This window comes from Blastococcus sp. SYSU DS0552 (assembly GCF_054050815.1).
Window position 1 is genome coordinate 129,853 of the sequence record NZ_JBJHAB010000006.1, and the last position, 26,201, is coordinate 156,053.

Below are 26,201 nucleotides of genomic sequence, written 5' to 3' on the forward strand. Positions count from 1 at the left end.
CCACCGATCCGAGACACCGCGGTTCCGCGCATGGCATCCTCACGAGGTGGTGCGGAGGGCGGCGTGGGTGCTGGCGGGGGCCCTCCTGCTGAGCGGGTGCGCGCGGAGCCTCGAGGAGCAGGCGCACGATCGGTTGCAGGAGCGCGTCGGGTCGGTGCACGAGCACTACCTCGACGATCGCGCGCGCGACCCCCTGTCCACCGGCCGCGCCGCACTCGAGTCGCTGGACCCCTACGGCGAGGCGCTGGCGTCCTCGGCCGACGGGGACGAGATCCGGCGGCTGCTGGTCGGCGTCGGCGTCACGGTGTCGGAGACGGAGGGGTGAAAGCCTCGGACGACCACCGCGTCGCTGGGCACCTGCCTGGAGGTGCTGATCACCGCCGGCGAGGGCGGGGACGACCGCGGGACGGTGCGCACCGAACCCGTCCGGTGCCCGCCCCGTACCGAGGTCCTCGGGGACGACAACTCGCCGGTGGATGCGCTGACCACTGATCTGGACGGCCGGGAGGACGACGTCCCCGAGCCGCCGTACGACCGCCCGGTCTGCTACTCCGGCGGAGACTGCACCGAGGGCGGCGGCTGATCCGGTTCAGCCGCCACCGTCCACCACGGCCCAGGCGGTCTTGGCGCCGGGCTCGGCGAACCAGCCGTGGGCCAGCGAGAGGTCGGCCACCAGGTAGAGCCCGAAGCCGCCGAGCCCGGGGTCGCGGCCCTGGGCCGGGGCCGGCGGGACGTCGGCGGCGGAGTCGCGGACGGCGATCAGCCACCGGTCGCCGTCGCGGCCGAGGACCGCCGCGACCGGGGCGCCCCCGTGCCGGAGGGCGTTGGAGGTGAGCTCGTCGGCGATGAGCACCAGCCGCTCGGACCAGTGGTCGCGCTCGGGGTGGGCGACGGTGGGGCTGCCGGTCGTGGCGGTCCGCAGCCGGGCGCGCAGCGCGGCCAGCTCACCGAGCGAGGAGAGCTCCTGGCACCACACCTCGGCGAACCGGTCCGGGGGGCGCGCGGACTCCCAGAGCGCCACCCGTCACCGCCTCCTCGTGCCGGCTCCGCTGACCGGTCGTGGCGCCACCCTGCCCGTTCCGGCGCGGGTCGAATCCTCGTCCCACCCCGAAGAGGTGACCCGGGGGTGACCGGGCGGCTCTAGGGTCCGTGCGCATGGCCGCCAGCACCCCCGGGGACCCCCGCGACCCGTTCGGCACGGCCGGGCTGCGGCGCCGGGTGCTCGCGGCCTGGGCCGACTCGCCGGCCCGGTTCCGCGAGGACGCCAACGCCGAGGAGGACCTCGTCCGGGGTGGCTACCGCGACCGGCTGCTCGTGGAGCTGGCGCAGAACGCCGCGGACGCCGCGCTGCGGGCCGGCGTGCCGGGGCGGCTGCGCCTGCTGCTGGCCGGCGACGAGCTGCGGGCCGCCAACACGGGGGCGCCCCTGGACGCCGGCGGGGTCGTGGGCCTGGCCACGCTGCGTGCCTCGGCGAAGCGGGACGCCCCCGCCGCCGTCGGCCGGTTCGGCGTGGGGTTCGCCGCGGTGCTGGCCGTGAGCGACGAGCCGGCGGTGCTCTCCCGCACCGGGGGCGTCCGGTTCAGCGCCGGGCGTACGCGGGCGGAGGTGGCGGCGCTGCCGGAGCTGGCCGCCGAGCTGGCCCGCCGGGACGGCGCGGTGCCGGTGCTCCGGCTGCCCTGGCCGGCCGCCGGTGCGCTCCCGGAGGGGTTCGACACCGAGGTCGTGCTGCCCCTGCTCCCGGGCGCGCGGGACGGCGTCGTCGCGGCGCTCCGGGCGCTCCCGGCCGAGCTGCTGCTGGCGCTGCCCGGCCTGGCGGTGGTGGAGGTGGTGGTCGACGGCGCCCGCCGCGTGCTGACCCGGGAGGGGAGCGCGCCGGAGGTGCGGATGACCGAGGACGGCGTGCCGACGCGGTGGGCCGTCGCCGAGCGGTCGGGTGAGCTGCCGCCGCAGCTGCTCGCCGGTCGACCGGTCGAGGAGCGCGAGCGCCGGGCCTGGACGGTCGCCTGGGCGGTCCCGCTGGACGACGCCGGGCGACCGCGGCCCCTGCCCGGCCGGCAGGTGGTGCACGCCCCGACGCCCACCGACGAGCCGCTGCCGCTGCCGCTGCGGCTGATCGCGCCGTTCCCCCTGGGGCCCGACCGGCGGCACGTGCTCCCGGGTCCGGTGACCGACCTGCTCGTGGCCGAGTCGGCGCAGGCGCTCGCCGACCTGGTCGCCCGCCTGCCCGCTCACCCGGAGCTGCTGATGGTCCTGCCCCGGCCGGGGCTGGCCGGCGCCGCCCTCGAGGCCGCGCTCACCGGTGCGGCGCTGGAGCAGCTGCGCGCGACCGCGTGGTTGCCGGTGGCCGGCGAGGCGGGGGAGCGGCAGCCGCCCGCCCGCGCGGTCGTGCTGGACGGCGCCACCGCCGAGCAGGTCGCCGCGGTGACCGGGGTGCTGCCCGGGCTGCTGCCGGCGGGCTGGTCGCGGCGCGCCGACGGGCCGGTGCTCGCGGCGCTCGGGATCCGCCGGTCCGGGCTCGCCGACGTCGTCGAGGCGGTGCGGCAGGTGGCCCGCCCGGCCGGCTGGTGGGCCGAGCTGTACGCGGCCTTCGCCGACGCCGACCGGGAGGAGCTGGCGGCGCTGCCGGTGCCGCTGGCCGACGGGCGGACCGCGCACGGCCCGGCCGGGGTGCTGCTGCCCGAACCCGGCCTGCCGGTGGAGCGGCTGGCTGCCCTTCCGCTGCGCCTCGCCGACCCGGCGGCGGCGGGCCCCCGGCCTGCGCGCCGGCTGCTGGAGCGGCTGGGCGCGCGTCCGGCCACGGCGGAGGCGGTGCTCACCGATCCGGCGGTGCGGGCGGCGGTGGCGGGCTCGCTCGACGCGGCCGAGGAGGACGTCGCCGGCGCGCCCGACCCCGAGGAGCTGGCCGACGCGGTGCTGGCCCTGGTCGCCGCGGCCCCGGAGGTCGCCGGTGCGCCCTGGCTGGCCGAGCTGGCGCTGCCCGACGCCGCCGGCGGGTACGCGCCGGCGGGGGAGCTGCTGCTGCCGGGCTCGCCGCTGGCCGCCGTGCTGGAGGAGGGGGCGCTGGGCGTCCTCGACCCGGCCTTCGCCGCGGCGGCGGACGTCGCGGCGCTGCGCGCGGGCGGCGTGCTCGACCGGTTCGCCCTGGTGCGCGCGGACGACCCCGACGAGCTCGACGTCGACGGCGCGCTCGACTGGGCCGACGCCGTGCTCGACCGGCTGGCCGGGGACGAGCCGCCAGTCTGGCCCCCGCTGACCGCCGTCCGCGACCTGGAGCTGGTGGCCGACTGGCCGGGGGCGCTCGCGCTGCTCGCCACGGCCCCGGCCGAGGCGTGGGCCGACGTCGTCGTCGGTGGCGTGCCGGTGCCGGGCTACCTGCGCTGGTGGCTGCTGACCCACCCGGTCCTCGACGGGCACCGGCCGGACCGCCTGGCGCACCCCGACAGCACCGAGCTCGCCGGCCTGTACGACCCCGCTCCCCTCGGGGAGCCGCTGCTGGGGCTGCTGCGCCCGCCCGCCGCGCTGGCCGACGTGCTGGTCGATCCCGACGGCGCCCGCGACCTGCTCGACCGGCTGGCCGACCCCGCGCGCACGGTCGTGCCCGCGGTGCTCCGCACGGTCCACGCGCGGCTGGCCGTCGCGCTGGACGGGTGGGACGTCGAGCCGCCGGCCCGGGTGCGGATCGCGCCGGACCGGGTGGTGGAGCGCGCGGTGGTGCTGGACGCACCGCACCTGCTGCCGCTGGTGGACCTGCCGGTCGTGCCGGCCGGCGGGGCACCGGGGCCGGTGGCCGACCTGCTCGACCTCCCGCTGGCCGGCGAGCTGGTGCGCCGGCCGCGGGTGACCAGCGAGCCGCTGCGCTCGTCGGCGTGGGCCGAGGTGCCCGGCGCCGCGCTGGCCGCCGCCCGGCTCGGCCGCGGCGCGCTGACGGGATCGGTGGCGGTGCACGCGCCACTCACCGTCGACGGGCGTCCGGTGCCGTGGTGGCCGGCCGACGACGTCGACCACGTCGACGGCACCCCGGGTGCGCTGGGGCGGGCGCTGGCCTGGCGGTCGGGCGCGTGGGACCTCCGCCAGGCGCTGGCTGAGGCCTTCGCCCTGCCCGACCGCGCCCTCGACCTTGCGGCCGAGGACGCGGTCGGCCGGTGAAGGACCCCGTCCCTCTCACCGCGCGCACGCTCGCGGCGAGCCTCCGGACGGGGCCTCACTGACCCCAGCGGGGGATGGCGGCGGCGCCGGGGGCGTGGCCGTGGGGAGACGGCCGGCCGCCGCCGCGCCGGTTGCCGGCGCCGGCCGCCCCGGGCGCCGGGGACACCGACTGCCAGCAGCGGAACAGCGACAGCCACCGGTCGGCGGTCAGCGCCGTCGGCCGGGTGGTGGGCGCGAGCCCTTCCTGGCGCAGCCAGCGGACGCCGGCCGTGCCGGGCAGCTGGGCCCGCAGGAGCGGACCCAGCGGCGCCGACGGCGAGGCGAGGACGGCGTGGGCGAGGCGGTCGAACACGGCGGTCTCGTTCTCGGGCAGCGCCGCGCGGGCGTCGGCGGCGGGACCGGAGGGGACGGGGCTGGTGCGGGACACGGGGTGCCTCCGTGGCGGTGCGGTGCGGGGCGTCCCGCGGGCGCGACGAGGCCCGGCGGGGACGCGGGGGAGCGGGCGCCCGGAGGAACCGGGCGCGGACGGCGGGCGGGGGAACCGGCCCGCGGCGCGTCAGCTCAGGAGGTGCGCAGTCGCACGGAGTACCGCATGGGGAGGGACGCTAGGCCGTCGTCGTCCGGCCGTCCAACCATTTACCGGGTGGGGTTCCGCGCGGCCTTGCGCGCCTGGTGCGCCTCCCAGCGAGCGCGGTCGCGCGCCCGGGCGTCGGCGTTGCGCTCCCACTTCTCCTTGCGGCGGCGGGCCCGGGCCAGCTCCCGCTGCTCGAAGGTCGCGTGCGACTCCCAGCCGGAGGCGGCGACGGCCAGGGCCACGGCGGTGAGCGCGGCGATCGCCACCGCGGCCGCGAGGATCAGGTCCAGCACGACGAACGCGCCCACCGCCACCGCCACCCCGGCGACGCAGCCTCCGATGAGCAGGGGGGAGGGGCGGCGGGACGAGGGGCGGGGCTCGGTCACCGGCCCAGTATCCGCCTCCCGCCGGACCTGCGGCGGAGCACCTCGCACGCGTCGGCGTCCGGGCGGCGTGCCGACCCTTGTGCCCCGACCCCGCAATGCCTACGGTCGGAGGTGCGGTTCAGCAGCAGCCGCCAACCCAGTGCCGGTCGTCGTGTCGTTCGCGTCCGCAGGCTCACTGGTCCGGCATCCGCCCCGAGAGGCATACCCGTGACCGCTTCCTCGCTCGACCGTTCGCTCACCGAGTCCACCCCGGTCCCCGTCGGGCCGGACGTCCCCCCGGCGGTTCCCCTCGCGCTCGAGGTGGCCGGCACCGCCGCCCAGCCGCGGCTGACCGTCGCCGGCGAGGTCGACTGCACCTCCGCGCCCCGGGTCGGCGCCGTCCTCGACGAGCTGGTCGACGCCGCGCCCCGCGAGGTCGTGGTCGACCTGACCGCCGTCACCTTCCTCGACTCGGCGGGGCTCTGCACCCTGGCCGCCGCGCACCGGAAGGCGCTGGCCGCCGGTGGGCACCTGCGGGTGCTGGCCGCGACCCGCGCCGTCATCCGGCCGTTGCAGATCACCGGCCTCTGGAGCCTCTTGGCCGGCGAGCAGGTCGACGCCGCCGCCTCCTGACCTCCCGGGTCCCTGCCGGACAGGGGCCGGGGGCGCGCGCCGGTCGCCCGCGGGGCAGACTCGGCGCCACGCGGCGCCGTGCCGGGCGTCGGGAGCGGACGAACGAGGAGGACCACCGTGCGCGATGCGGTCATCTGCGAGCCCCTGCGGACGCCGGTCGGCGGGTTCGGGGGCTCGCTGCGCGACGTCCCCGTCCAGGAGCTGGCGGCGACGGTGATCCGGGCGCTGATGGAGCGCACCGGGCTGCCGCCGGAGTCGGTGGACGACGTCCTGCTCGGGCACTGCTACCCGACGATGGACGCCCCCGCCCTCGGCCGGGTCGCCGCCCTCGACGCGGGCCTGCCAGTGACGGCCTCCGGTCTGCAGATCGACCGCCGCTGCGGCTCGGGCCTGCAGGCGGTCGTCTACGCGGCCCTGCAGGTGCAGTCCGGTGCCTCCGACGTCGTCCTGGCCGGCGGCGCGGAGTCCATGAGCAACGCGCCGTTCTACTCGACCGCGATGCGGTGGGGCGTCAAGCCCGGGCCCGGCGTGCTGCTGGAGGACGGGCTGGCCCGCGGCCGGGTCACCGCGGGCGGCCAGAACCACCCCGTGCCCGGCGGGATGCTGGAGACCGCGGAGAACGTCCGCCGGGACTACGGCATCGGCCGCCAGGAGCAGGACGAGTACGCCGTCCGCAGCCACCAGCGCGCCGCGGCCGCCACCGCCGAGGGGCGGTTCGCCGACGAGATCGTGCCGGTGACGGTGAAGCACCGGAAGGGCGAGACCGTCGTCGACCGCGACGAGCACATCCGCCCCGACTCGAACGTCGAGACCCTCGCCAAGCTCCGCCCGATCCTGGGCAAGAACGACCCCGACGCCACGGTGACCGCGGGCAACGCCTCCGGGCAGAACGACGGCGCCGCGGTTGCGATCGTCACGCACCCGGAGAAGGCCGCCGAGCTCGGCCTGCGCCCGCTGGCCCGCCTGGTGTCCTTCGGGGTGGGCGGCGTGCCCCCGAAGACCATGGGCATCGGCCCGGTGCCGGCCACCGCGAAGGCGCTGGCCCTCGCCGACCTCAAGCTCTCCGACGTCGACCTCATCGAGCTGAACGAGGCGTTCGCCAGCCAGGTGCTCGCCGTCGCCAAGGAGTGGGGCTTCACCGACTCCGACTGGGAGCGCACCAACGTGAACGGCTCGGGCATCTCGCTCGGCCACCCGGTGGGCGCGACCGGCGGCCGCATCCTCGCCACGCTGCTGCGCGAGATGGACCGGCGCGGCGCCCGCTACGGCCTGGAGACGATGTGCATCGGCGGCGGCCAGGGGCTCGCCGCGCTGTTCGAGCGGGTCTGAGCCAGACTCCGTCCGACCGTCCCGAACGAGCCGAGGAGCGCTGCCGCATGTCCACGTCCCCCACCGGTTCCCCCCGCGTCGCCATCGTCACCGGTGCCGCCCGCGGCATCGGCGCCGCCACCGCGCTGCGGCTGGCCCGGGACGGCTTCGCCGTGGCGGTGATCGACCTGAAGGAGGACGACGCCCGCGGCACCGTCGAGGCGATCGAGGCCGCCGGCGGCCGGGCGCTGGCCGTGGGGGCCGACGTCGGCGACGGCGAGCAGGTGCAGGCGGCGGTCGACCGGATCGCCACCGAGCTCGGGCCGCCGGTGGTGCTGGTGAACAACGCCGGCGTCACCCGCGACAACATGCTGTTCAAGATGTCCGACGCCGACTGGGACGTGGTCATGCACGTGCACCTGCGCGGCTCGTTCCTGATGACCCGCGCGGCGCAGAAGCACATGATCGACCAGAAGTGGGGTCGGATCGTCAACCTGTCCAGCACCTCCGCACTGGGCAACCGCGGGCAGGCCAACTACGCCACGGCGAAGGCCGGCCTGCAGGGCTTCACCAAGACCCTCGCGATCGAGCTGGGCAAGTTCGGCGTCACCGCCAACTGCATCGCGCCCGGCTTCATCCAGACCGAGATGACCAAGGCGACGGCCGAGCGCATCGGCGAGGAGTGGGAGTCCTACGTGCAGAAGCGGGCCGCGGCGATCCCGGTCGCGCGGGCGGGTGTGCCCGAGGACATCGCGCACACCGTCTCCTTCTTCTGCAGCGAGGGCGCGGGGTTCGTCTCCGGCCAGGTCGTCTACGTCGCCGGCGGTCCCCGCACGTAGAAGGACCCCCGTGCCCCCCCACGCCTCGCATGCTCGGCGTGGGGCCCTGCACGGGGGCCGTTCCAGCACGTCACTGCGACGGGTCGCGGTCGGGGTAGCGGGCGCGGGCGAGGGCGTAGACGCCGAACGCCGCGAACCCGGCCGCGACCCCGGCGAGCAGCCACGGCCCGGCGCTCACCCCGGCGATCGCCGTCATGGCGCCGTCGAGGCCGGTCGCGGTGGAGACGTCGGACGAGGTGGCCGCGCGCCACAGCAGGACGCCGACCAGCCCGAACGCGATGCCCTTCGCCAGGTAGCCGATCCGCCCGAGCGCCTCGATCACCGGCTCCCAGCGGTCGGGGGCGGCGGGCAGGTCGATGTCGCGCATGAAGCCGCCGGTGCAGCCGCGCGCGAACGTGTAGATCCCGACCGCCACCACCCCGGCGGCGACCGCGCCGACCAGCACCGCCCCGCCGGGGATCAGCAGCGTCTCCTCGGTGAGGCCGCGCAGCCGCTCGTCGGCCTCGTACTCGAGACCGAACGAGAACAGCAGGGCGGTGAGCCCGAGGAACCCGTACACGGCGCCCTTGGCCAGGCACTTGGCGCAGACGACGGCGGTGTGCACCCGGTGCGCGGGGTCGAGCAGGCCGTGCCACCAGAGCAGCACCTCGGCCGCCTGCCACACGGCCAGCGAGAGCATGCCCAGCCCGATCGCGACCAGCAGCAGCCGCCCGCCGGGCCCGCCGGCGACGGTGAGCAGCGCGCCGGTCTGGTCGGCGTCGGCTCCCCGCAGGCCCATCGCCAGGCGCAGCGCGAGGACGGCGATGAGCAGGTGCATGGCGCCGTAGGCGATCAGGCCGGCGCGGGCGAGGTGGGTGAGCACCGGGGAGTCGGTGACCCGGCGGACCCGGTCGACGAGGTCGTGCAGCCGACGAAGGACCCCGCTTCCCCCCACCACTCGCGAGTTCGTGGCGGGACCTCGAAGCGGGGCCATCAGGTGCGCTCGGGGTACCGGGCGCGGACGAAGCAGTAGGCACCGAAGGCGGCGATCCCGACGGCGACGAGCGTCAGCAGCACCGGCCCGGCGGGCGCGGTCAGCAGCGTGTGCAGGGCACCGTCCAGGCCGGAGGCCTTGGCGGGGTCGAAGGTGACCGCTGCCCACACCAGCAGCCCGCCCACGAGGCCGAGCGCGACGCCCTTGGCGGGGAAGCCGACCTGACCGAGCCGGGTGACCAGCCGCCGGGCCGAGGCGGAGCAGCCGGCCAGGTCGATCTCGCGGAGGAAGCGCTTCGTGACGCCCTTGTGGACGAGGTAGCTGCCGACGCCCACGACGGCCAGCCCGGCGGCCACCACCAGCCAGCGCCCGGCGGGCCAGCCGAGGACGCCGGCGGTGGCCTGCTGCTGGGAGCCGGAGCTGCTGCCCTGCCCGCCCCCGGTGGCGAACCGGATCGCCAGGACCGCCAGGGCCAGGTAGACGACGGCCTTGGCGGCGGCCTTGCCCGTCCGCTCCCACGCATTCCTCCGCCAGTCCCCGGACCCGGTGAGCCCGTGCCGCCAGCGGAGGATCTCCGCGGCCTGCCACAGCGCCAACGCGACGAGGCCGATGCCCAGGACCCACAGCAGCGGCTCGCCCAGCGGCTGCTCGGCCAGGTTGGCGAGCGCACCGGACTGGTCGGCCTGCTGGCCGGTCCGCCCCCACGCGAGCTGCAGCGCCAGCCAGGCGATGAGCACGTGGACCAGCCCGTAGGCGATCAACCCGACGCGGGCGAGGTGTTCCAGACCGTCGTTGTCGGCTGCCCGTCCCGCGGCGTCCGCGGCCGACCCGGCGCTGCCCTGCACACTCATCCCCGGTGCCTTCCTGACCTCGGTCCCGTCCGCGTGGAACACGGAGATGATCAGCGTGGCACGGCCATCGGCCCGGTGCCTCCCCGAGCGCCGGCGGGGGTGAGGGACACTGGGCCCGTGGCGAACGGAACCGGAATCCTCTCGGCCGGCACGGTCAGCGCGGCGACCCCGGAGGTCGCGCGGCGCACCTGGCCGCGGTGGCTGGCGCTGGGCCTCGCGATGATCGCGGTCGCGGTGGTCGCCGTCGTGTGGGAGGCAGCCGGCGCCCGGCTGCTGCTCGGCGCCGTGGGTCTGTTCCTGGCCGTGCGGGGCGCCGTCCTGCTGCGCGGCGCCCGCTCGGGTGCGGTGGCGGGTGAGGTCGCCGGACGGGCGCGGTCGCTGGGCACGGCCGCCGTCGTGGCCGGGGCCGCGGGCCTGGTCGTCGCCGTCGCCTCGGCCTCCCTCTCGGCGGTGGTCCTGCTCGTCGGCGTCCCGCTGCTGCTGCTGGTCACGTCGCTCGGTCTGCTGGGCCGGGGTGGCGCGGCCCGGCGCGGCGGGCAGGCGCTGCTGGTCTGGTCGCTGCTGGTGACCGGGTTGCTGGTGGTCACCGGCCTCGCGCGGAGCTGGGACCGGGCCGCCGACGTGGCGACCGTGGTGGCCGCGCTGGCCGTGGCGGTGCTGGGTGTTCCGCTGCTGGTGGGTGCCGCGAACCTGCGCACGGTGGCCGCGACGCCCGCCCCGGCGCCGGTGCGCGCCGGCTGCGGCGGCTGCGCCTGCGGCGCCGGCGGCTGCGGGTCCTGACGCGGCGCATGACCCGCGGACCGTGGGTATGGGCCCGGCCGTGAGCGGACACGTCTTCGTGGTCGGCGCGGATCTGACGCAGCTCTCCTGCGACGACGTCCTGGTGCCGACCGACCGCTCGCTGCGGGTGGCCCGCGACTGGTGCTCCCTCCTGCCGGAGGAGCTGATCACCGACCGGCAGGCCGACGGGAACTGCGTCGGACTGTCGTGGTCGGGGGACGAGCGGGTGCTCGAGGTGCCCGACGAGGGTCCGCGCCGCGCGTGGCTGGTCGACACCGTCGACGGGGGCGCGGACGGGTCGGGGAGCCGGGGGCTGTCCTGGTTGCTCGACGGGGCGCGCGAGGCGCTGGCGGCGGTCGCCCGGCGCGAGGTGCCCGAACCGGTGCACGGACGCGCGCGGCGGTTGGTGGGGCTGCCCGCGCTGGGCACCGGCTGGGGTGGGGCCGCCGGCGAGCGGGGGTCGTTGCTGCAGCAATTGCTGCCGGTGCTGCGAGAGGCCGCCCAGGAGCACGGTTTCGACGTCGCCCTGGTGCTGCGCCGGCCCAGCGACCTGGCCGCCGCCCAGCGGGTCCGCCGGGGCGAGGAGGGGGGCTGGGACCTGCCCGGGCACCTGCGGGAGCTGGCCGAGGACCTGGGCGACCGGGCGCGCCGCGGCCAGCTGGCGCTCTTCATCGGTGCCGGGGTCAGTGCCGCCGCGGGGCTGCCGACGTGGGAGCAGCTGGTCGACGAGCTGGCCGCCCGATCGGGTCTGGACGACGAGCTGCGCGCGGGGCTGACCCGCCTCCCCGCCCAGGACTCGGCGGCGCTGCTGGCGCGTGAGCTCGGGGCGGAGGAGCTGGCGGCGTTCGTCCAGGAGCGGTTCGGTCCCGGGCCCTACGCGCTGGCGCACGCGCTGATCGCCGACCTGCCGGTGCAGGAGTTCGTGACGACCAACTACGACCCGCTGGTCGAGCTCGCCGCCGACGACATCGGCCGGCAGGTGACGGTGCTGCCCTTCGACGAGGCCCGGCCGGGGGCGCCGTGGCTGCTGAAGCTGCACGGGGACGCCGCGCACCCGGAGAGCGTGGTGCTGACCCGGGAAGAGTACCTGCAGTTCGGCAACACCGGGGCCGCGCTGGCCGGGGTGCTCCACTCGCTGCTGCTGACCCGGCACGTGCTGTTCGTGGGCACCTCGATGCTGGACGACGACCTGATCCGGATCGCCCACCAGGTGCGCACCGCGCTGCAGACGCAGGGGTCGGGGACGGCCCGGCGGACCGGCACCGTGCTGGCGCTGCGGGAGGACCCGGCGCGGGCCCGGCTGTGGGAGCAGGACGTCCAGACCGTGGCGATGAACCCGGCCGACGCCTCGCCGGCCGAGGCGGCGCGCCGGCTGGAGGTGCTGCTCGACCTCATCGGCTGCCTCTCCACGCCGCCCACCGGCTACCTGCTGGACCCGGCGTACCGGGGGCTGCTCAACGACGAGGAGCGCGCGCTGGCCGAGGCGCTGGCCGGCGTCGCCGAGGTGCTGCCCGACGACGCCTCCTCCCACGTCGCGCACGAGGTGGCCGGGCTGCTGCGCCGGCTGGGGCACGGGAGCTCCGCCGCCGACGGGGACGACCCGCCCGCCGACGTCGCCACCCGGCCCCGCGACGACCGGACCCAGGAGCAGCGGTCCGGCTGACCACGGTTGTCCCCGCGCGCGGGTGGGCATCGCAGCATCCATGCCACGACTGGAGAACAGCCTGAAACTGCTGTCCAAGGGCTACGGCTGGCTGCCCGACGAGCGCCGCCGGGCCGGGAAGCACGCGGTCGGCGTCCGGCTGGGCGGGCTGCCGGCCGTCGGGATCGAGGGTCCCGAGGCCGCGCGTTTCCTCTACGACGAGGACCACGTGCGCCGCTCGCACGCCATCCCCGAGCCGGTGCAGGGCACGCTGTTCGGCAAGGGCGCGGTGCACACGCTCGACGGCGAGATGCACCGGGTGCGCAAGGCCATGTTCATCGCGCTGCTGATGCGCGAGGACGGCATCGCCTCGCTCGTGGAGCGCACCACCGCTGCCTGGGACGCCGCGGTGCCGGAGTGGGCCGCCCGTCCGCAGATCGTGCTGTTCGACGAGGCGAGCCGGGTGCTGGCCGGCTCCGTGGCGCGCTGGGCCGGCGTGCCGGTGCACGACGAGGAGGTGCCCGACCTGGCCCGCGACATGGTGGCGATGGTCGACGGCTTCGCCACCGGCGGGCCGCGGCACTTCCGGGCGCGGCGGGCCCGCGGCCGCCGGGAGAGGTGGCTGACCCAGCTGGTGCAGGACGTGCGCAGCGGGCGGACCCGGGTGGAGGAGGGGACGGCGGTCGACGTCGTGTCCCGGCACCGGGACGCCGACGGCACGCAGCTGCCGGCGAAGGTGGCGGCGGTGGAGCTGCTCAACATCATCCGGCCGACGACGGCGGTCGCCTGGTTCATGGCCTTCTCCGGGCACGCGCTGATCCGCTGGCCCGGGAACCGGGAACGGCTGGCGGCCGGGGACCCGGCGTTCGCCGAGGCGTGGGCGCACGAGGTCCGGCGGTTCTACCCGTTCGCCCCGTTCATCGGCGGCCGGTCGCCGCAGCGCAACGAGTTCGCCGGCGAGGAGATCCCGCAGAACGCCATGGTGCTGCTGGACCTGTACGGGCAGAACCACGACCCGGCGCTGTGGGACACCCCGTACGCATTCCGCCCCGAGCGGTTCCTCGACCGGGAGATCGGCGAGTTCGAGCTGGTGCCGCAGGGCGCCGGCGACCCGCGCACCAACCACCGCTGCCCGGGGGAGCAGATCACCGTCGCGCTGCTGTCGGCGCTCGCGGTGCGGCTGGCCCGGCTGGACTACCAGGTGCCCGACCAGGACCTGGAGATCGCGTTGCACCGCATCCCGGCCAAGCCGAAGAGCGGCGTCGTCCTGGCCGTCCGCGCCAGCGCCTGAGCCGTTCCGCGGACAGTCTGCCGCTGAGTGCACCTGCACTCAGCGGCAGACTCCGTGCGACACGGTGCCGGCCCGGCGGGTCAGCGCGGGTCGAGGTTCTTGAGCTCCGGCGGCAGCTCACCAGGGTGCACGACGCCGAGGCGCTGGGTGGCCCGGGTGAGCGCGACGTAGAGGTCGTTGTGCCCGCGCACACCCTCGTCGAGGATCCCGACGGGATCGCCGACCAGCACCGAGTCGAACTCCAGGCCCTTGCTGCCCTCCGGGGTGAGCACCACCGGGCCGGCGGTCAGGTCGCCGTCCGCGGAGGCCGACGGGAGCCGGTCGCGCACGGCGGCGGTGACGGCCGCCAGCCGGCTGAACGGGACGATGACGGCGAGCGTTCCCTCCGCGGCGTCGTACTCCGCGGCCGCCGCGGCGACGGCGTCGGTGAACTCCTCCTCGGCCACCTCGTGCGACCACGGCAGCTCGCCGGTCGACCGCACCGACTCCGCGGCCGCGGTGGCGGCGCCCCCGGCGGCCAGCACGTCCGCGGCCACGGCCATGACCTCGGCCGGGGTCCGGTAGTTGACGGTCAACTCCTCCAGGCGCCACGAACTGCCGAGGTGCGGCTCCAGCACCTCCTTCCAGCTGGTCGCGCCGGCCAGCGTGGAGGTCTGGGCGACGTCGCCGACCAGGGTCATCGAGCGGGTGGGGATCCGGCGGAGCAGCACCCGCCAGGCCATCGACGAGAGCTCCTGGGCCTCGTCGACGATGACGTGCCCGTAGGTCCAGGTCCGGTCGGCGGCGGCCCGCTGGGCGGTCGACCGCCTGTCGCGCTCCTCGTGCCGCCCGGCCAGCCCCTCGGCGTCGAGCAGGTCGCCGGCCGACAGCTCCTCGGACTCCTCCTCGGTCTCCCAGTCGGTGGAGCGCGAGCCGTGCAGCAGGTCGAGCGTCTCCTGCGCGTGCCGCAGCCGGCTCTGCCGCTCGCGGCGCTCCCGGTCGCGCTCGGTGGAGTCGTCGACGCCCAGCAGCTCGTCGGCTTCCTCGAGCAGCGGGACGTCGGCAGGGGTCCACGGGGCCGATGCCGGGCGGAGCAGCAGCTCGCGGTCGGCCTCGCTCCAGCCCTTGGTCGCCGACTCGAGGCGCCGGCGGGACGAGAGCAGCTCGCCGATCAGCCGCTCGGCGGTCAGCCGCGGCCAGAGCCGGTCGGCCAGGGCGAGCACGGCCGGCTCGGTGGCGACCTCGCGGCGCAGCGCGGCGACGTCACCCTCGCCCAGCAGGTTGGCGCCGCCGAGGACGTTCTCGCCCAGCTTGTCGGCGTACTTGCGGGCGACGATGTCGATGACCGCGCGGACGGCGGCCGGCCGGGCCTCGTTGTGCAGCCGGGAGGCGCCCCGGGCCCGGCTGCGCACCTGGGCGGCGTCGGCCTTGGCGAAGCGCACCGGCGTGCCGTCGATGGTGAGCACGACCGGCTTGTCGAGCACCGCCTGGCGGTCGCGCACGGCGGTGGTGACGACGCGGACCATGGCGGTGCGGCCCTTGATCTCGGCCACCTTGGGCGCCTCGGCCGCATGCGCCTGCAGGCCGGGCCGCAGCCCGCCGAGGTCGGTGAGCACCACGCCGGTCTCGCCCAGGGAGGGCAGCACGTCGGCGATGTACCCGAGGAAGGTGGGGGAGGGGCCGACGATCAGCAGTCCGCTGCGGGCCAGCCGCTCGCGGTGGGTGTAGAGCAGGTACGCGGCGCGGTGCAGGGCGACGGCGGTCTTGCCGGTGCCGGGGCCGCCCTGGACGACCAGGACGCCGCGGTGGTCGGCGCGGATGATGCGGTCCTGCTCGGCCTGGATGGTGCGGACGATGTCGTTCATCCGGCCGGTGCGGGTGGCGCCGAGCGCGGCCAGGAGCACCGACTCGCCGGCCAGCCCCGACCGCTGGGCGAGGTCGGGGTCGGTGAGGTCGAGGGTCTCGTCGGTGACGTCGACGATCGTGCGGCCGCGGGTGCGGATGTGCCGGCGGCGCCGGACGCCGAGGTCGTGCAGCGGCGTCGCGGTGTAGAAGGGCTGGGCCGCGGGGGCGCGCCAGTCGACGAGCAGGGGCTCCTCCCGGCCGTCGTCGGCGTTCAGCCCGATCCGGCCGATGTACCGGGGCACGTCGGCGTCGTGCCGGTCCAGCCGGCCGAAGCACAGCCCGCTGTCGGCGGCGTCGAGCGCGACGATCCGCTGGCTGTGCAGCTCGACCGCGGCCTCCCGCTCACCGACGGCCTGCGGGTTGTGCGGCACGGTGGCCAACGCCTCCTCCAGGCGCGCGACGGTGCGGGCGCGCACCTCGTCGAGCCGGCCGTGCAGGGCGCTGACGTAGGTCTGCTCTGCCGCGATCTCGGCGTCGAGGGACCCGGCCGGACGCACTGTCGTCAAAGACTCTTCGCTCTCTACTGGAACGGTGGTGCAATTCGCTCGTCGCGCCGTTGTCGGCAACTGCCCATTGTGCCCACGGCGGCGGGGCCCCAGCACCGTGCCACGCACCACTAACGTGCTGCTCGTGACGCAGGTCCCGGGCATCGACGTCCCCGACGCACGTGGCCGCACCGGCCTGGACCGGGTGGGGCGGGACCTCAGCGGGAACCCGCGGGTGCGGGTCACCGACGTGGAGCTGGTGGCCAGCGCCTGGCACGTGCTGCGCCGGACGACGTTCGAGTACCGCCGGGCGGACGGCACCTGGGTGACCGAGGCGCGGGAGACCTACGACCGCGGCAACGGCGCCACCATCCTGCTGCACGACGTCGCGCGCGGGACGGTGCTCCTCTCCCGGCAGTTCCGCTTCCCGGTCTACGTGAACGGCCACCCCGACGGCATGCTCCTGGAGGCGGCCGCCGGGCTGCTGGACGAGGACGACCCGGAGACCGCCATCCGGCGGGAGGCCGCGGAGGAGCTCGGGGTGACGGTGGGCGAGCTCGAGCACGTCTTCGACGTCTGGATGAGCCCGGGCTCGGTCACCGAGCGGCTGCACCTCTACGCCGCGCCGTACACGGCGGCCGACCGCACCACCGCGGGTGGCGGGGTGGCCGAGGAGGGCGAGGACATCGAGGTGGTGGAGCTGCCCTTCGACGAGACGCTGCGGATGGTGGCCGACGGACGGATCGCCGACGCCAAGACGATCCTGCTCCTGCAGTGGGCAGCGCTGTCGGGCCCGTTCGCCCCGGCTCGCCGTTAGCCGACCGCGCGTCGTCCGGATCGGCCGATCCCTCACCCCTTGGGGGTGGGCACGGGATTAGTTGGCGTTCCATCGCAACTCTGCGGACACCTTCTCGACACACCGGTTCCCTAGCGTCGTCGGCACGACGACGAGGGGAGGACCAGCCATGAGCACGGCGACCAAGGAGCGGACCACCTGGGTCTGCGACAACTGCCACGGGCGCGAGATGAGCGCGCGCAAGCGCTGCCGCGACTGCGGCACGTCCCGCTACTGAGGGACCCGGCGGCTCAGCGAGCGGGCGGGGCGCCGCGCAGCCGGACGACGGCGGCGCGGTAGCGGCCGCCGCCGTAGAGCCGCCAGACCATCCGGGTGGCGCGCGGGATGCCGCCGAGCAGGCGGGCGCGGTCGGCGGCGCTGCAGTCCTCCAGCGCGAGGCCCAGCACGAGCAGCTGCTGGCGCCCGGAGAGCCCGCAGCGGGCGGTCCGCACGACGGCCGCCCATGCGGCGTCGGTCAGGTGGGCGTCGAGGAGGGGAAGCAAGGTCGCTTCCTCCTCGGCGGTCTGCGCGGCGACGTCGTCGGCCAGCTGCCGGCAGGAGCGGGCGAACGTCTCCCGGGCCCGGCCACTCCCGGAGCTGGCCCACTGGCGGGCCGCGGTGTCCAGGTCGCGCAGCGCGGCGTCGATGCGCCCGCACGACGACGTCCAGGTGGCGACGGCGGCCGCCACGGCGGGACGGGCCTCTTCGGGCGCGCCGCGGAGCAACGCCGGCCACAGGACGTCCCGCTCGACGGCGTGGTGGTGCAGCAGCAGCCGGGACAGCAGCCCGGCGTGGCGGGTGAGCAGCCCGGTGCGGGCGCACTCGCCGTCGGGTGCCCAGGTGACGACGTCGGCCAGCGTGCGCAGCTCCCGGCGCACCAGCTGGTGCAGCACCCGCTGGTAGGCGGCCGCCCGGCCGGAGGTCGGGGGGACAGCGCGGGCGGGGGCGGGGTCGACCGGGCGCCGGGGGAGCGGGACGGCGGGAGGACGGACCGCGGTAGCGGTCATGGCGCGCACCTCGTTCAGCGGGTTCGGGCCGGTGCTCCGGGTCTGCCGGAGCGCGGGATGCCGGGAGGGTAGGGCCGGACGGACGGCGGCGACAGCGGGTTCCGGGTCGAGAGGCACGGGCCCCGGCGCACTGCGGCGGCGCGCGGCGGTGCGTCGTCCCCGGCTCACCGACCGTCATGCCCGGCGGGCGGGGATCGGCGCGGAACGGTCCCGCCGGGACCGTGCGGAGGGAACACACCGGACGCTCGTTGCACTACGGTCGGCCTGTGGGCAGCGTCGTCACGCGGAACCGGGTCAACGTCAGCGGCCCGCCCGAGGGGCGGCCGCTGGTCTTCGCCCACGGCTTCGGCTGCGACCAGACGCTGTGGCGCCTGGTCGCCCCCGACTTCGCCGTCGACCACCGGGTCGTGCTGTTCGACCACGTCGGGTCGGGGCAGTCGGACCTGTCGGCGTACGACCCGGAGAAGTACGGCTCGCTCGACGGGTACGCGAGCGACGTCGTGGAGATCTGCCGCGAATTGGCACTCAGGGACGCGGTGTTCGTCGGGCACTCGGTGAGCGCGATGATCGGGGTGCTCGCCTACCACCGCGCGCCCGAGCTCTTCGGTGCGATGGTGATGGTCGGGCCCAGCCCGCGGTACGTCGACGACGCCGACTACGTCGGCGGGTTCAGCCGCAGCGACGTCGCCGGCCTGCTCGACGCGCTGGACAGCAACCACCTGGGCTGGTCGGCGCAGATGGCGCCGGTGATCATGGGCAACCCGGAGCGGCCGGAGCTCGCCGAGGAGCTGACCAACAGCTTCTGCCGGACCGCGCCGCACATCGCCCGCCAGTTCGCCCGGGTCACCTTCCTGTCGGACAACCGCGCCGACCTGCACGGCATCGAGGTGCCGACGCTGGTGCTGCAGTGCAGCGCCGATGCGATCGCCCCCGACGCGGTCGGTGAGTTCGTGCACCGGCAGATCCCGGGCAGCGTGCTCGTGCGCATGCGGGCCAGCGGGCACGTCCCCCAGCTGTCCGCGCCGGAGGAGACGACGGCCGCCATCCGCGCGTTCCTGGCGACGTGACCGGCCCCGACGACCGGGGGGAGCGGCTGGACCGCCTGCTCGACGAGGACCCGGCGGACCTCTACGAGAACGCGCCCATGGGCTACCTGTCCGCGCTGCCGGACGGGCGGATCGTGAAGGTCAACCGGACGTTCTCCGCGTGGACCGGGCGGGCACCGGGCGATCTGCTGGGCCACCGGTTCCAGGACCTGCTCAGCGCCGGGGGACGGGTCTTCTACAACACCCACCTGGTGCCGCTGCTGCGCATGCAGGGAGCGGTGCGCGAGATCGCCATCGACGTCACCAGGATCGACGGCACGCTGCTGCCCTGCCTGCTCAACGCCGTCGAAGTGCGTGACGAGGACGGCGCCCCGCTGCTGGTGCGGGCCACGCTGTTCGAGGCGACGGCGCGGCGCCGCTACGAGCGCGAGCTGCTGGCGGCCCAGCGGGTGGCGGAGGACTCCGAGGCCCGCGCGCGGGTGGTGCAGAAGGTCGTCTTCGACCTGGCGGCGGCGACGACCCCCGAGGACGTGGCGACGGTGATCGTGCAGCGCGGCCGGGGGGCGTTGCGGGCGGCCGGCGCCGCGCTGGTGCTGGTGGACGGCGAGGCCGACGACCCGCGGGGGCTGCCGGCGCTGCGGCCCGTGCGCTCGGAGGGGGTGTCGATCGAGCTGCTGCGGCGGCTGCGGGAGGCGGCGGGCACCCGGTTGGCCCTGGAACTCGCCCAGGGGCTGCGGTCGATCGTGCTGGACGCCCGGCTGCGCGCCGACCAGCCGGAGCTGGCGGCGACCATGGCGGCCGACGGGGTGACCGACCTGGTGATCGTGCCGGTGACGGCCGACTCCAAGCGGCTCGGGGTGCTGGTGCTGGCGCGCGGTGCACCGTCGCCGGGCGATCTGATCAGCCTGGAGGAGCCAGGGGAGCACCGGCCGCTCAGCCCGGCCGAGGTCGACCTGCTGTGGACGCTCGGCCGGCAGGCCGGGCAGGCGCTGGAGCGGGTGCGGCTGCACGAGGAGACCCGCCAGCAGGGAGAGCGGGCCGGGTTCCTGCTCGAGGCCGCGCGGCTCATGAGCGAGGCCCGGGACGTCACCGAGACGGTGCAGCGACTGGCGGGGCTGGTGGTGTCCCGGCTGGCCGACGTCTGCGCCATCGACCTGGTCACCGAGCACGGGGTGCACCGGCCGGTCGCGCGGCACCGGGACCCGGCCCGGCAGCCCCTGCTGGACCGGCTGCGAGCCCACCCGCCGGCGCGGTCGTCGCTGCACCCGTCGGTGCGGGCGCTGAGGGAGGGGCGGACGCAGTGGCTGCGCGACCCCGAGCAGGGGCGGGCGGTGCTCGACGCGGTCGCCCCCGACGACGCCTTCCGGGAGGTGGCCGGGCAGCTGGGGCTGGTCGGCGTGGTCAGCGTGCCGATGATCGTGGACGGCCGCCGGCTGGGCGTGGTGACGTTCGGGGCCGACCGGCAGCGGGCGCCGTTCACCGCCGCCGACGTCGAGGTGGCCGAGCAGCTGGCGCTGCAGCTGTCGCAGGTGGTGGACAAGGCACTGCGGTTCGAGTTCGAGGAGCAGACCTCGCACACCCTGCAGGCCAGCCTGCTGCCACCGTCGCCCCCCGCCATCCCGTCCCTGGCCACGGCGGTGCGCTACCTGGCGGCGACGCAGGGGGTCGACGTCGGCGGCGACTTCTACGACGTCGTCCGGCTGCCCGGGGACCAGGTCGGGCTGACCGTCGGGGACGTCGTCGGCCACGACATCACCGCGGCGGCGACGATGGGGCAGCTGCGCAGCGTGACCCGCGCGATGTCGGTCGACAGCCCCTCGCCGGCCGTGCTCATCGACCGGCTGCAGCACAACTGGGAGCTGTTCGAGCTGCAGCGGATGGCGACCGCGCTGTTCGCGACGCTCGACCCGGCGTCGGGGGAGCTGCGCATCGCGTCCGCCGGGCACCTGCCACCGCTGCTGTGCGCGGACGGCGGGGCGGAGCTGCTGCCGGTGCGGCCCGCCCGCATGCTCGGTGCGCCGCCGGGGCCCGCCCAGGAGTGGACCGGCGTACTGCCGAGGGGGGCGGCGCTGCTGCTGTTCACCGACGGGCTGGTGGAGAGCCGGGGAGCCGACATCGACGCCGGGCTGGCCCGGCTGGCCGAGGTGGCGGCGCGGTCGTGGAACGGCGATCCCGAGCAGCTGTGCGACCGGCTGCTGAGCGAGCTGACCGGGGAGCACCGGGCCGACGACATCGCCCTGCTGGCGCTGGCCCGCGCCTGAGGCCGGCGCCGACCACCTTCCGGACGCCGGTCTTCGGGGGCACCATGGAGGGCGACCCCGGAGGTGGCGGTGATGGACGCATCAGCTCGTGGGAACCCGGTCACCGAGGCGATCGATGGCGCGACCGGTGACTGGACGCTGTCGGGGGACGCGATGCGCTGGTCGCCGGATCTGGCGGAGCGGAGACCGCCCACCGGTGAGCTCGGGGGGCTGGAGGCGGGATCCGGCGTCGGGGCCGCGCTCGGGCTGGACGTGCAGGGGGTGCGGCGGCTGGTCTCCGGCGCGCTGGTCTCGCTGGGCACGGTGGCGACCGACGTCGTCACCGAGCTGCGCCAGCTGACCCGCGGCCCGGCGGACGGGGACGACGCGGAGGGGTGAGGCGTCAGCCGGCCGCGCCGAGGCCGCGGTCGACGTCCATCAGGTGGTGGGCGAGCTCGTGCAGGGTGTGCCGGGCGATCCAGTCCACGTCGCGGAGGGCGGGGGCCGGGTAGTCGTAGCGGCCGGTGCGCGACCAGCCGACGTCGTCCAGCCCGCCGAGCAGGCCGGCCAGTGCGGTGGCGGCGTCCCGGAGGCCGGTGGCGACCCGCGCCGGGTCCTGGGCGCCGTAACCGTCGTCGACGACGCGGAGTATGTCGGTCCGGGCTCCCTGTGGGGAGCCCGGCGGTCCGGCGTCCGCGGCAGCCCTGTAGAACGGCGGTGAGCACGGCCACCCCCGAGGGAGTCGCATGAGCAACTCGTTGACACTGGCGCCCGCACCGCGGTCCGAGGCAGCCGAGCAGGTGCGGGCCGAGGTGCGCGAGTTCCTCGCCGCCGAGCTGGCCGCCGGCACGTTCCGCACGCACGTCGACACCTGGCTGTCCGGTGTCGACCCGGCGTTCTCCAAGAAACTGGGTGAGCGCGGCTGGCTGGGGATGACCTGGCCGAAGAAGTACGGGGGGCACGAGCGCTCGGCGATGGAGCGCTACGCCGTCACCGAGGAGCTGCTGGCCGCCGGCGCCCCGGTGGCCGCGCACTGGATCGCCGACCGGCAGTCGGGACCGAACCTGCTCACCTACGGCACCGAGAAGCAGCGGCAGGAGATCCTGCCGCGCATCGTGGCGGGGGAGTGCTACTTCGTCATCGGCATGAGCGAGCCGGACTCCGGCTCGGACCTCGCCTCGATCCGCACCAGGGCGACCCGCAACGCCGACGGCGACTGGGTGGTCAACGGCGCAAAGGTGTGGACGTCAAACGCGCACCACTCCCACTACGGGATCGTGCTGGTGCGCACCTCGCCGGCGGACTCGGCCAACCGGCACGCCGGGATGTCCCAGCTGCTGATCGACCTGTCCCTGCCGGGGATCACGATCAACCCGATCCGCATCCTCGACGGCGGCCACCACTTCAACGAGGTGGTGTTCGAGGACGTCGTCGTCCCGGGCGACATGCTGCTCGGCGAGGAGGGCAACGGCTGGCACCAGGTGACCGCGGAGCTGGCGTTCGAGCGGTCGGGCCCCGAGCGGTTCCTGTCGACATATCCACTTGTCGCCGAGTTCGGGCGTCGATGTGTCGACTCGGGTGACCCGGCGCAGCTGGCGGTGCTGGGACGCCTGTCGGCGCGGCTGCTGGCGCTGCGGCAGATGTCGCTGCGGATCGCGGCGGCGCTGGACCGCGGGGAGCTGCCGAACATCCCGGCCGCCCTGGTCAAGGACGTGGGGACGACGTTCGAGGCGGACGTCATCGAGGAGATCCGGCGGGTGGTCGACCTGACGCCGTCGCTGGCCTCGCCGGACCCGCTGGCGCGGGCGCTGGCCGAGGCGCAGCTGCACCAGCCCGGCTTCACGCTGCGGGGCGGGACCAACGAGATCCTGCGCGGGATCGTCGCTCGTGGATTGGGGCTGCGCTGATGGCATCGGACCAGGACCTGGTGGTCGAGACCGTCCGGGACGTCCTCTCCGGCTTCGAGCCGTTCGTGCTCACGGCGGAGCGGTCGTGGGACGCCGGGCTGTGGTCGGCGTTGGCCGACGCCGGGCTGACCGGGGTGGGGCTGCCCGAGGAGGCCGGTGGCTCGGGTGGCGAGCTGGCCGACGCGGTGGCGATCGTGCGGACCCTCGCCTCCGGTGCCGCGGCGGTGCCGGTGGCCGAGCAGCTGCTGGTCGCGGGGCCGGCGCTGCTGGCCGGGGACCTGGAGCTGCCCGCACCGGAGGAGCCGACGACCTTCGCGATCGCCGACGAGGTGACCGTGCACCCGGTCGACAACGGCGACGGCCCGGGGCGGTTCACGCTCTCGGGCACCGTTCCCGAGGTGCCGTGGGCGGGTGCGGCGCGGCGCGTCGTCGTCCTGGCGCCGGCCCCGGCGGGGATTCAGGGGGCGGTGCTGGCGCTGGTCGATGCGTCGTCCCTGCCGGCGGGTGACGCGGTCAACCTGGCCGGTGAGCCGCGCGGGTCGCTGGTGCTGGACCAGGCCGGTGCCGCCGGTGCACTGCTGACCGAGGCGCAGGCGCAGGCGGTGCGGGCCCGGTACGCGCTGGCCCGTGCTGTGCAGCTGGCCGCGGCGCTGGAGCAGGTGCTCGCTTGGACTGTGCAGTACGCGGGTGAGCGGCACCAGTTCGGCCGGCCGCTGGGCAAGTTTCAGGCGATCCAGATGGAGCTCGCCGAGATGGCCGGTGAGGTGACCGCGGTGACGGCGCTGACCGACGCCGCGGTGCAGGCGCTGGACCGGGGCGAGAACGTCGTCCTCGCCGCTGCGGCGGCGAAGGTGCGGGCCGGTGCCGCCGTCGAGGTGGTGGCGCGGCTGGCGCACCAGGTGCACGGGGCGATCGGGTTCACCCAGGAGCACAAGCTGCACCACCTGACGCGGCGGCTGTGGTCGTGGCGGGACGAGGCGGGCAGCGAGCTGGTGTGGTCGCGGGTGCTGGCGTCGGGGCTGCTGGCCGGCGGGCCGGACGGACTCTGGCCGGCGCTGACCCGCGCAGTCTGAGCGCGTCCGGCGAGACGGCTGACGGGCTCGCTCAGACGGTTTCGGGCACCCGGAGCTCGGCCACCACGAGGTCGTACGTGGCGACCTCGACGACCTGGGCGCCCATCTGACGAGTGAACTCCTGCCGCAGCTCGGTGGCGCGTTCGAGTGCCTCGTGCATGGCGTCGCGGGAGTCGTAGGTGACGGCCGTGGTGGCGCGCCCGGTCGCCGGCTGGACGAGCAGGCTCACCGAGCAGAAGCCGGGGAGATCCTCCAGCCGCGGGAGCATGCTGACTCCGAATGCGTCGGTCATCCGGTCGAGTCGTTCGGGCTTGCCGCGGGTCCACGTGACGCGGGCGCAGGCGCCTTCCGGTGCGGAGTGCATGCGGTGGAGGACGGCGATCGACCACTCGTCGACCACCGCCGGGCCGCCGAGGATGTCGCTGGCGCGGGCGCGCATCGCCTTCACCTGGTTGGCGCTGCGGTGCAGGGCGGTGGAGTCCTCCCAGGCGGTGGTGACGATGCAGCGGCCGGAGTGCCGGTCGACGAGCATGGAGAGGCCTATGAAGCCGTCCATGCCCATGACGGCGGGGAGCACGCGGTCGCGGATGTAGACGATGCCCCGATCGATCTGCACGGGGTTGCCGGCGATGGTGGTGGAACGCGCGTACATGCGACGGGTCCTCTCGCGACAGCCGAGCCTCCGGTGGGCGTTGCTGGGCTGCCCACTGTCCTCGCTCGAGCGCCGCTTGGGAACAGATCCGGACGTGCGCGTTCCGCCGGTCAGCGGAGCAGGGGATCGGGCGGGGCCTCCTCCTCGAGCCAGGGCGGGTCGGGCTCGGCTTCGTAGCACCAGCCCGGTGGCCGGGTGGTCCGGGAGACACCGCTCGGGGTGCGCACGACCAGGCGTCCGTCGTCCAGGAGTTCGAAGCGCCAGCCGCGGGCGAAGGTCTTGATGCGGTGGTGCCGTCGACACAGGCAGCAGAGGTTCCAGCAGTCGGTCGCGCCGCCGTCGGCGTGCGCGACGCCGTGGTCGATGTCGCAGCGGCCGGCACGCCGTCGACAGCCGGGCATGCGGCAGTGCCGGTCGCGGACGTGCAGGAAGCGGCGTTGCGCCGCGGACGGGCGGTAGGCGGTCGTCGGTGCCGGTGGGCCGAGCCCCGTGCCGGGCTCCCGCCTGTCGCCGGGTGCCGTCCGGCCTGCCGACGTCGTCGCGCCCCCCTTCCCCCGGGATCGACGGCGGCGGTGCCCGGCGGCGCGGCGGAGCTGGCTGTGGGTGGCGACGGCGAGGAGGCGGCCGTCGAGCGGGTTGCCGATGGCGACCTGCACGCAGCCGCCGGCGGGTGCGGCGCCGACCCCGAGCACGTCGAGCTCACGCAGGATTTCCCGGCACTGGGCGGCGGTGACGATCTCGCCGGCGACCTCCGCGGCCGGCTGCGTCGCGCCGTCGCCGTCCGGGTCGTGGAGAGAACGCAGCGGCGCGTGGATCGTCAACTGGGCAGTGACCGGCGGGCGGGAGGTGTCCCAGGGCCGCAGGATCAGGTCCGCGGCGACGGCCGCTCGGATGACGCCGATGGGACGCTGATCGCCGTCGGCGCGGAGCAGCTGGGCGTACTGGTCGATCGCGTCGGCGCAGGCCGCGGCCACGTGGACCGGCAGATCGGCGACGAGCTGGCTCATCCCGTCGCCGGTGGGGCGGGTGACGACGTCGGCACGCTTGGCCGCTTCCTTGCGGCGCTTGTCCAGGGCAGCCGCGTCGAGCCGGGCCAGCGCTCGGCGCACCCGCCCGCGGAGCTGGGGGACGGTCAGCCGACCGGCGTGGGGGAGCACGCGGCGTTCGACCTCCGCCACGACGGACGGCTTCGCCGTGGCCAGGAGGTCGACGAGTACGCGCATCTTCCGCTCGCTGATCACGCCGGCGTACAGCGCGTCCCAGGTGCCGGTGAGCACGGTCGTGAGCAGGATCGACTCGACGGCGAGCGACTCGGCCTCCGCCTCGGTGCAGCCGCGGATCATCGCCAGCTCGGTCACGAACGTCTCACTGACCAGGGCGAGGACCTCGGAGCGACGGAGACGGTTGTCGAGCCCAGGGCCGCCGAGCGGGCCGAAGTCGCGGTCGCGCTCGATGGACCGGCGCCTGGCGAGTGCGGTGATCGCCTCCGCGCGCTGGGCGGCGTACCGGGCTGCCCGGGCATCGGAGGCCCAGATGTCGGCGACCAGTTCGAGATCGCTCAGCCCGGGAGCGAGTGTGTCGGGCACCCAGGGGACCGGGACGCCCTCGTCGGGTGCGCGGGGCGGCTCACCGGGGAACACACCTGCACGCTAGAGGCGACCACCGACAGT

General features: G+C 75.9%; 25 protein-coding genes. 15 read left to right on the forward strand and 10 right to left on the reverse strand.

Annotated elements, in window-relative coordinates:
* Positions 1–46: 46 nt before the first annotated feature.
* Together ACI8AG_RS08060 and ACI8AG_RS08065 are read left to right on the forward strand one after the other, a co-directional pair.
* Entirely contained in the window at positions 47–325 is a 279-nt protein-coding gene (locus tag ACI8AG_RS08060; RefSeq protein WP_456596602.1) for a hypothetical protein, read from the forward strand.
* Positions 326–367: 42 nt separating this feature from the next.
* Positions 368–583, forward strand: coding sequence for a hypothetical protein (locus ACI8AG_RS08065; protein WP_456596603.1), 216 nt, complete (start codon positions 368–370; stop codon positions 581–583).
* Between the two features lie 6 nt (positions 584–589).
* On the opposite strand, the gene ACI8AG_RS08070 is transcribed toward ACI8AG_RS08065, so the two are convergent.
* Positions 590–1,021, reverse strand: coding sequence for an ATP-binding protein (locus ACI8AG_RS08070; protein ID WP_456588432.1), 432 nt, complete (start codon positions 1,019–1,021; stop codon positions 590–592).
* 134 nt (positions 1,022–1,155) lie between these two features.
* Here ACI8AG_RS08070 and ACI8AG_RS08075 point away from each other — a divergent pair, with 134 nt between their 5' ends.
* Entirely contained in the window at positions 1,156–4,146 is a 2,991-nt protein-coding gene (locus ACI8AG_RS08075; protein WP_456596604.1) for a sacsin N-terminal ATP-binding-like domain-containing protein, read from the forward strand.
* A gap of 55 nt (positions 4,147–4,201) precedes the next feature.
* Here ACI8AG_RS08075 and ACI8AG_RS08080 read toward each other — a convergent pair whose 3' ends face one another.
* Both ACI8AG_RS08080 and ACI8AG_RS08085 read right to left on the reverse strand, forming a co-directional pair.
* Positions 4,202–4,573: a hypothetical protein gene (locus ACI8AG_RS08080; protein ID WP_456596605.1), complete on the reverse strand. Its 372-nt coding sequence runs from the start codon at positions 4,571–4,573 to the stop codon at positions 4,202–4,204.
* Positions 4,574–4,782: 209 nt separating this feature from the next.
* The gene (locus ACI8AG_RS08085; protein WP_456596606.1) at positions 4,783–5,106 is read right to left on the reverse strand and encodes a hypothetical protein; all 324 of its coding nucleotides are present in this window, start codon (positions 5,104–5,106) and stop codon (positions 4,783–4,785) included.
* A 207-nt stretch (positions 5,107–5,313) separates the two neighbouring features.
* Between ACI8AG_RS08085 and ACI8AG_RS08090 the strand changes: the two genes are divergently transcribed.
* From ACI8AG_RS08090 to fabG, 3 genes are all read left to right on the forward strand, one after another.
* Positions 5,314–5,718, forward strand: coding sequence for an STAS domain-containing protein (locus tag ACI8AG_RS08090; RefSeq protein WP_456596607.1), 405 nt, complete (start codon positions 5,314–5,316; stop codon positions 5,716–5,718).
* A gap of 117 nt (positions 5,719–5,835) precedes the next feature.
* Entirely contained in the window at positions 5,836–7,047 is a 1,212-nt protein-coding gene (locus ACI8AG_RS08095; RefSeq protein ID WP_456596608.1) for an acetyl-CoA C-acetyltransferase, read from the forward strand.
* A gap of 47 nt (positions 7,048–7,094) precedes the next feature.
* Positions 7,095–7,865 (forward strand): 3-oxoacyl-ACP reductase FabG, encoded by a 771-nt coding sequence (gene fabG / locus ACI8AG_RS08100; protein WP_456588438.1) that lies wholly within the window; start codon positions 7,095–7,097, stop codon positions 7,863–7,865.
* 70 nt (positions 7,866–7,935) lie between these two features.
* Here fabG and ACI8AG_RS08105 read toward each other — a convergent pair whose 3' ends face one another.
* Together ACI8AG_RS08105 and ACI8AG_RS08110 are read right to left on the reverse strand one after the other, a co-directional pair.
* Positions 7,936–8,802, reverse strand: a complete 867-nt coding sequence (locus tag ACI8AG_RS08105; protein ID WP_456596609.1) for a DUF1206 domain-containing protein — start codon at positions 8,800–8,802, stop codon at positions 7,936–7,938.
* A gap of 35 nt (positions 8,803–8,837) precedes the next feature.
* On the reverse strand, positions 8,838–9,689 hold the full coding sequence (locus ACI8AG_RS08110; RefSeq protein WP_456596610.1) for a DUF1206 domain-containing protein: 852 nt from the start codon (positions 9,687–9,689) through the stop codon (positions 8,838–8,840).
* 117 nt (positions 9,690–9,806) lie between these two features.
* On the opposite strand from ACI8AG_RS08110, the gene ACI8AG_RS08115 reads away from it, so the two are divergent.
* Genes ACI8AG_RS08115 through ACI8AG_RS08125 form a run of 3 tightly spaced genes read left to right on the forward strand, consistent with a single transcriptional unit; the run spans position 9,807 to position 13,402 of the window.
* Positions 9,807–10,469 carry a hypothetical protein gene (locus tag ACI8AG_RS08115; protein WP_456596611.1) on the forward strand — a complete coding sequence of 221 codons (663 nt, stop codon included), beginning with the start codon at positions 9,807–9,809 and terminating at the stop codon, positions 10,467–10,469.
* Positions 10,470–10,509: 40 nt separating this feature from the next.
* A complete protein-coding gene (locus tag ACI8AG_RS08120; RefSeq protein WP_456596612.1) occupies positions 10,510–12,132 on the forward strand; it encodes an SIR2 family protein in 1,623 nt (540 codons plus the stop codon).
* A 40-nt stretch (positions 12,133–12,172) separates the two neighbouring features.
* Positions 12,173–13,402 (forward strand): cytochrome P450, encoded by a 1,230-nt coding sequence (locus ACI8AG_RS08125; protein ID WP_456596613.1) that lies wholly within the window; start codon positions 12,173–12,175, stop codon positions 13,400–13,402.
* Between the two features lie 80 nt (positions 13,403–13,482).
* On the opposite strand, the gene ACI8AG_RS08130 is transcribed toward ACI8AG_RS08125, so the two are convergent.
* On the reverse strand, positions 13,483–15,783 hold the full coding sequence (locus tag ACI8AG_RS08130) for a HelD family protein (protein WP_456596696.1): 2,301 nt from the start codon (positions 15,781–15,783) through the stop codon (positions 13,483–13,485).
* A gap of 133 nt (positions 15,784–15,916) precedes the next feature.
* Here ACI8AG_RS08130 and ACI8AG_RS08135 point away from each other — a divergent pair, with 133 nt between their 5' ends.
* Complete coding sequence (locus tag ACI8AG_RS08135; protein WP_456596614.1) at positions 15,917–16,588, forward strand: NUDIX domain-containing protein; 672 nt, start codon at positions 15,917–15,919, stop codon at positions 16,586–16,588.
* 269 nt (positions 16,589–16,857) lie between these two features.
* Here ACI8AG_RS08135 and ACI8AG_RS08140 read toward each other — a convergent pair whose 3' ends face one another.
* A complete protein-coding gene (locus tag ACI8AG_RS08140) occupies positions 16,858–17,613 on the reverse strand; it encodes a hemerythrin domain-containing protein (RefSeq protein WP_456596615.1) in 756 nt (251 codons plus the stop codon).
* A 266-nt stretch (positions 17,614–17,879) separates the two neighbouring features.
* Between ACI8AG_RS08140 and ACI8AG_RS08145 the strand changes: the two genes are divergently transcribed.
* The 3 genes from ACI8AG_RS08145 (at position 17,880) to ACI8AG_RS08155 (ending at position 21,298) form a co-directional block, all read left to right on the forward strand.
* Entirely contained in the window at positions 17,880–18,680 is an 801-nt protein-coding gene (locus tag ACI8AG_RS08145; RefSeq protein ID WP_456596616.1) for an alpha/beta fold hydrolase, read from the forward strand.
* Positions 18,677–20,920, forward strand: a complete 2,244-nt coding sequence (locus tag ACI8AG_RS08150; protein WP_456596617.1) for a SpoIIE family protein phosphatase — start codon at positions 18,677–18,679, stop codon at positions 20,918–20,920. Before ACI8AG_RS08145 ends, ACI8AG_RS08150 begins: the two co-directional genes overlap by 4 nt.
* A gap of 72 nt (positions 20,921–20,992) precedes the next feature.
* Complete coding sequence (locus ACI8AG_RS08155; RefSeq protein ID WP_456596618.1) at positions 20,993–21,298, forward strand: hypothetical protein; 306 nt, start codon at positions 20,993–20,995, stop codon at positions 21,296–21,298.
* A gap of 4 nt (positions 21,299–21,302) precedes the next feature.
* Here the strand turns inward: ACI8AG_RS08155 and ACI8AG_RS08160 are convergent, their stop codons facing one another.
* The gene (locus ACI8AG_RS08160) at positions 21,303–21,647 is read right to left on the reverse strand and encodes a DinB family protein (RefSeq protein WP_456596619.1); all 345 of its coding nucleotides are present in this window, start codon (positions 21,645–21,647) and stop codon (positions 21,303–21,305) included.
* Here ACI8AG_RS08160 and ACI8AG_RS08165 point away from each other — a divergent pair.
* Positions 21,646–22,806 (forward strand): acyl-CoA dehydrogenase family protein, encoded by a 1,161-nt coding sequence (locus ACI8AG_RS08165; RefSeq protein WP_456588449.1) that lies wholly within the window; start codon positions 21,646–21,648, stop codon positions 22,804–22,806. The genes ACI8AG_RS08160 and ACI8AG_RS08165 overlap by 2 nt on opposite strands.
* Positions 22,806–23,879, forward strand: a complete 1,074-nt coding sequence (locus ACI8AG_RS08170; RefSeq protein WP_456596620.1) for an acyl-CoA dehydrogenase family protein — start codon at positions 22,806–22,808, stop codon at positions 23,877–23,879. Before ACI8AG_RS08165 ends, ACI8AG_RS08170 begins: the two co-directional genes overlap by 1 nt.
* A 31-nt stretch (positions 23,880–23,910) precedes the next feature.
* Here ACI8AG_RS08170 and ACI8AG_RS08175 read toward each other — a convergent pair whose 3' ends face one another.
* Together ACI8AG_RS08175 and ACI8AG_RS08180 are read right to left on the reverse strand one after the other, a co-directional pair.
* A complete protein-coding gene (locus tag ACI8AG_RS08175; RefSeq protein WP_456596621.1) occupies positions 23,911–24,531 on the reverse strand; it encodes a hypothetical protein in 621 nt (206 codons plus the stop codon).
* Between the two features lie 110 nt (positions 24,532–24,641).
* Positions 24,642–26,171: a DUF222 domain-containing protein gene (locus tag ACI8AG_RS08180; RefSeq protein WP_456596622.1), complete on the reverse strand. Its 1,530-nt coding sequence runs from the start codon at positions 26,169–26,171 to the stop codon at positions 24,642–24,644.
* Positions 26,172–26,201 lie beyond the last annotated feature (30 nt).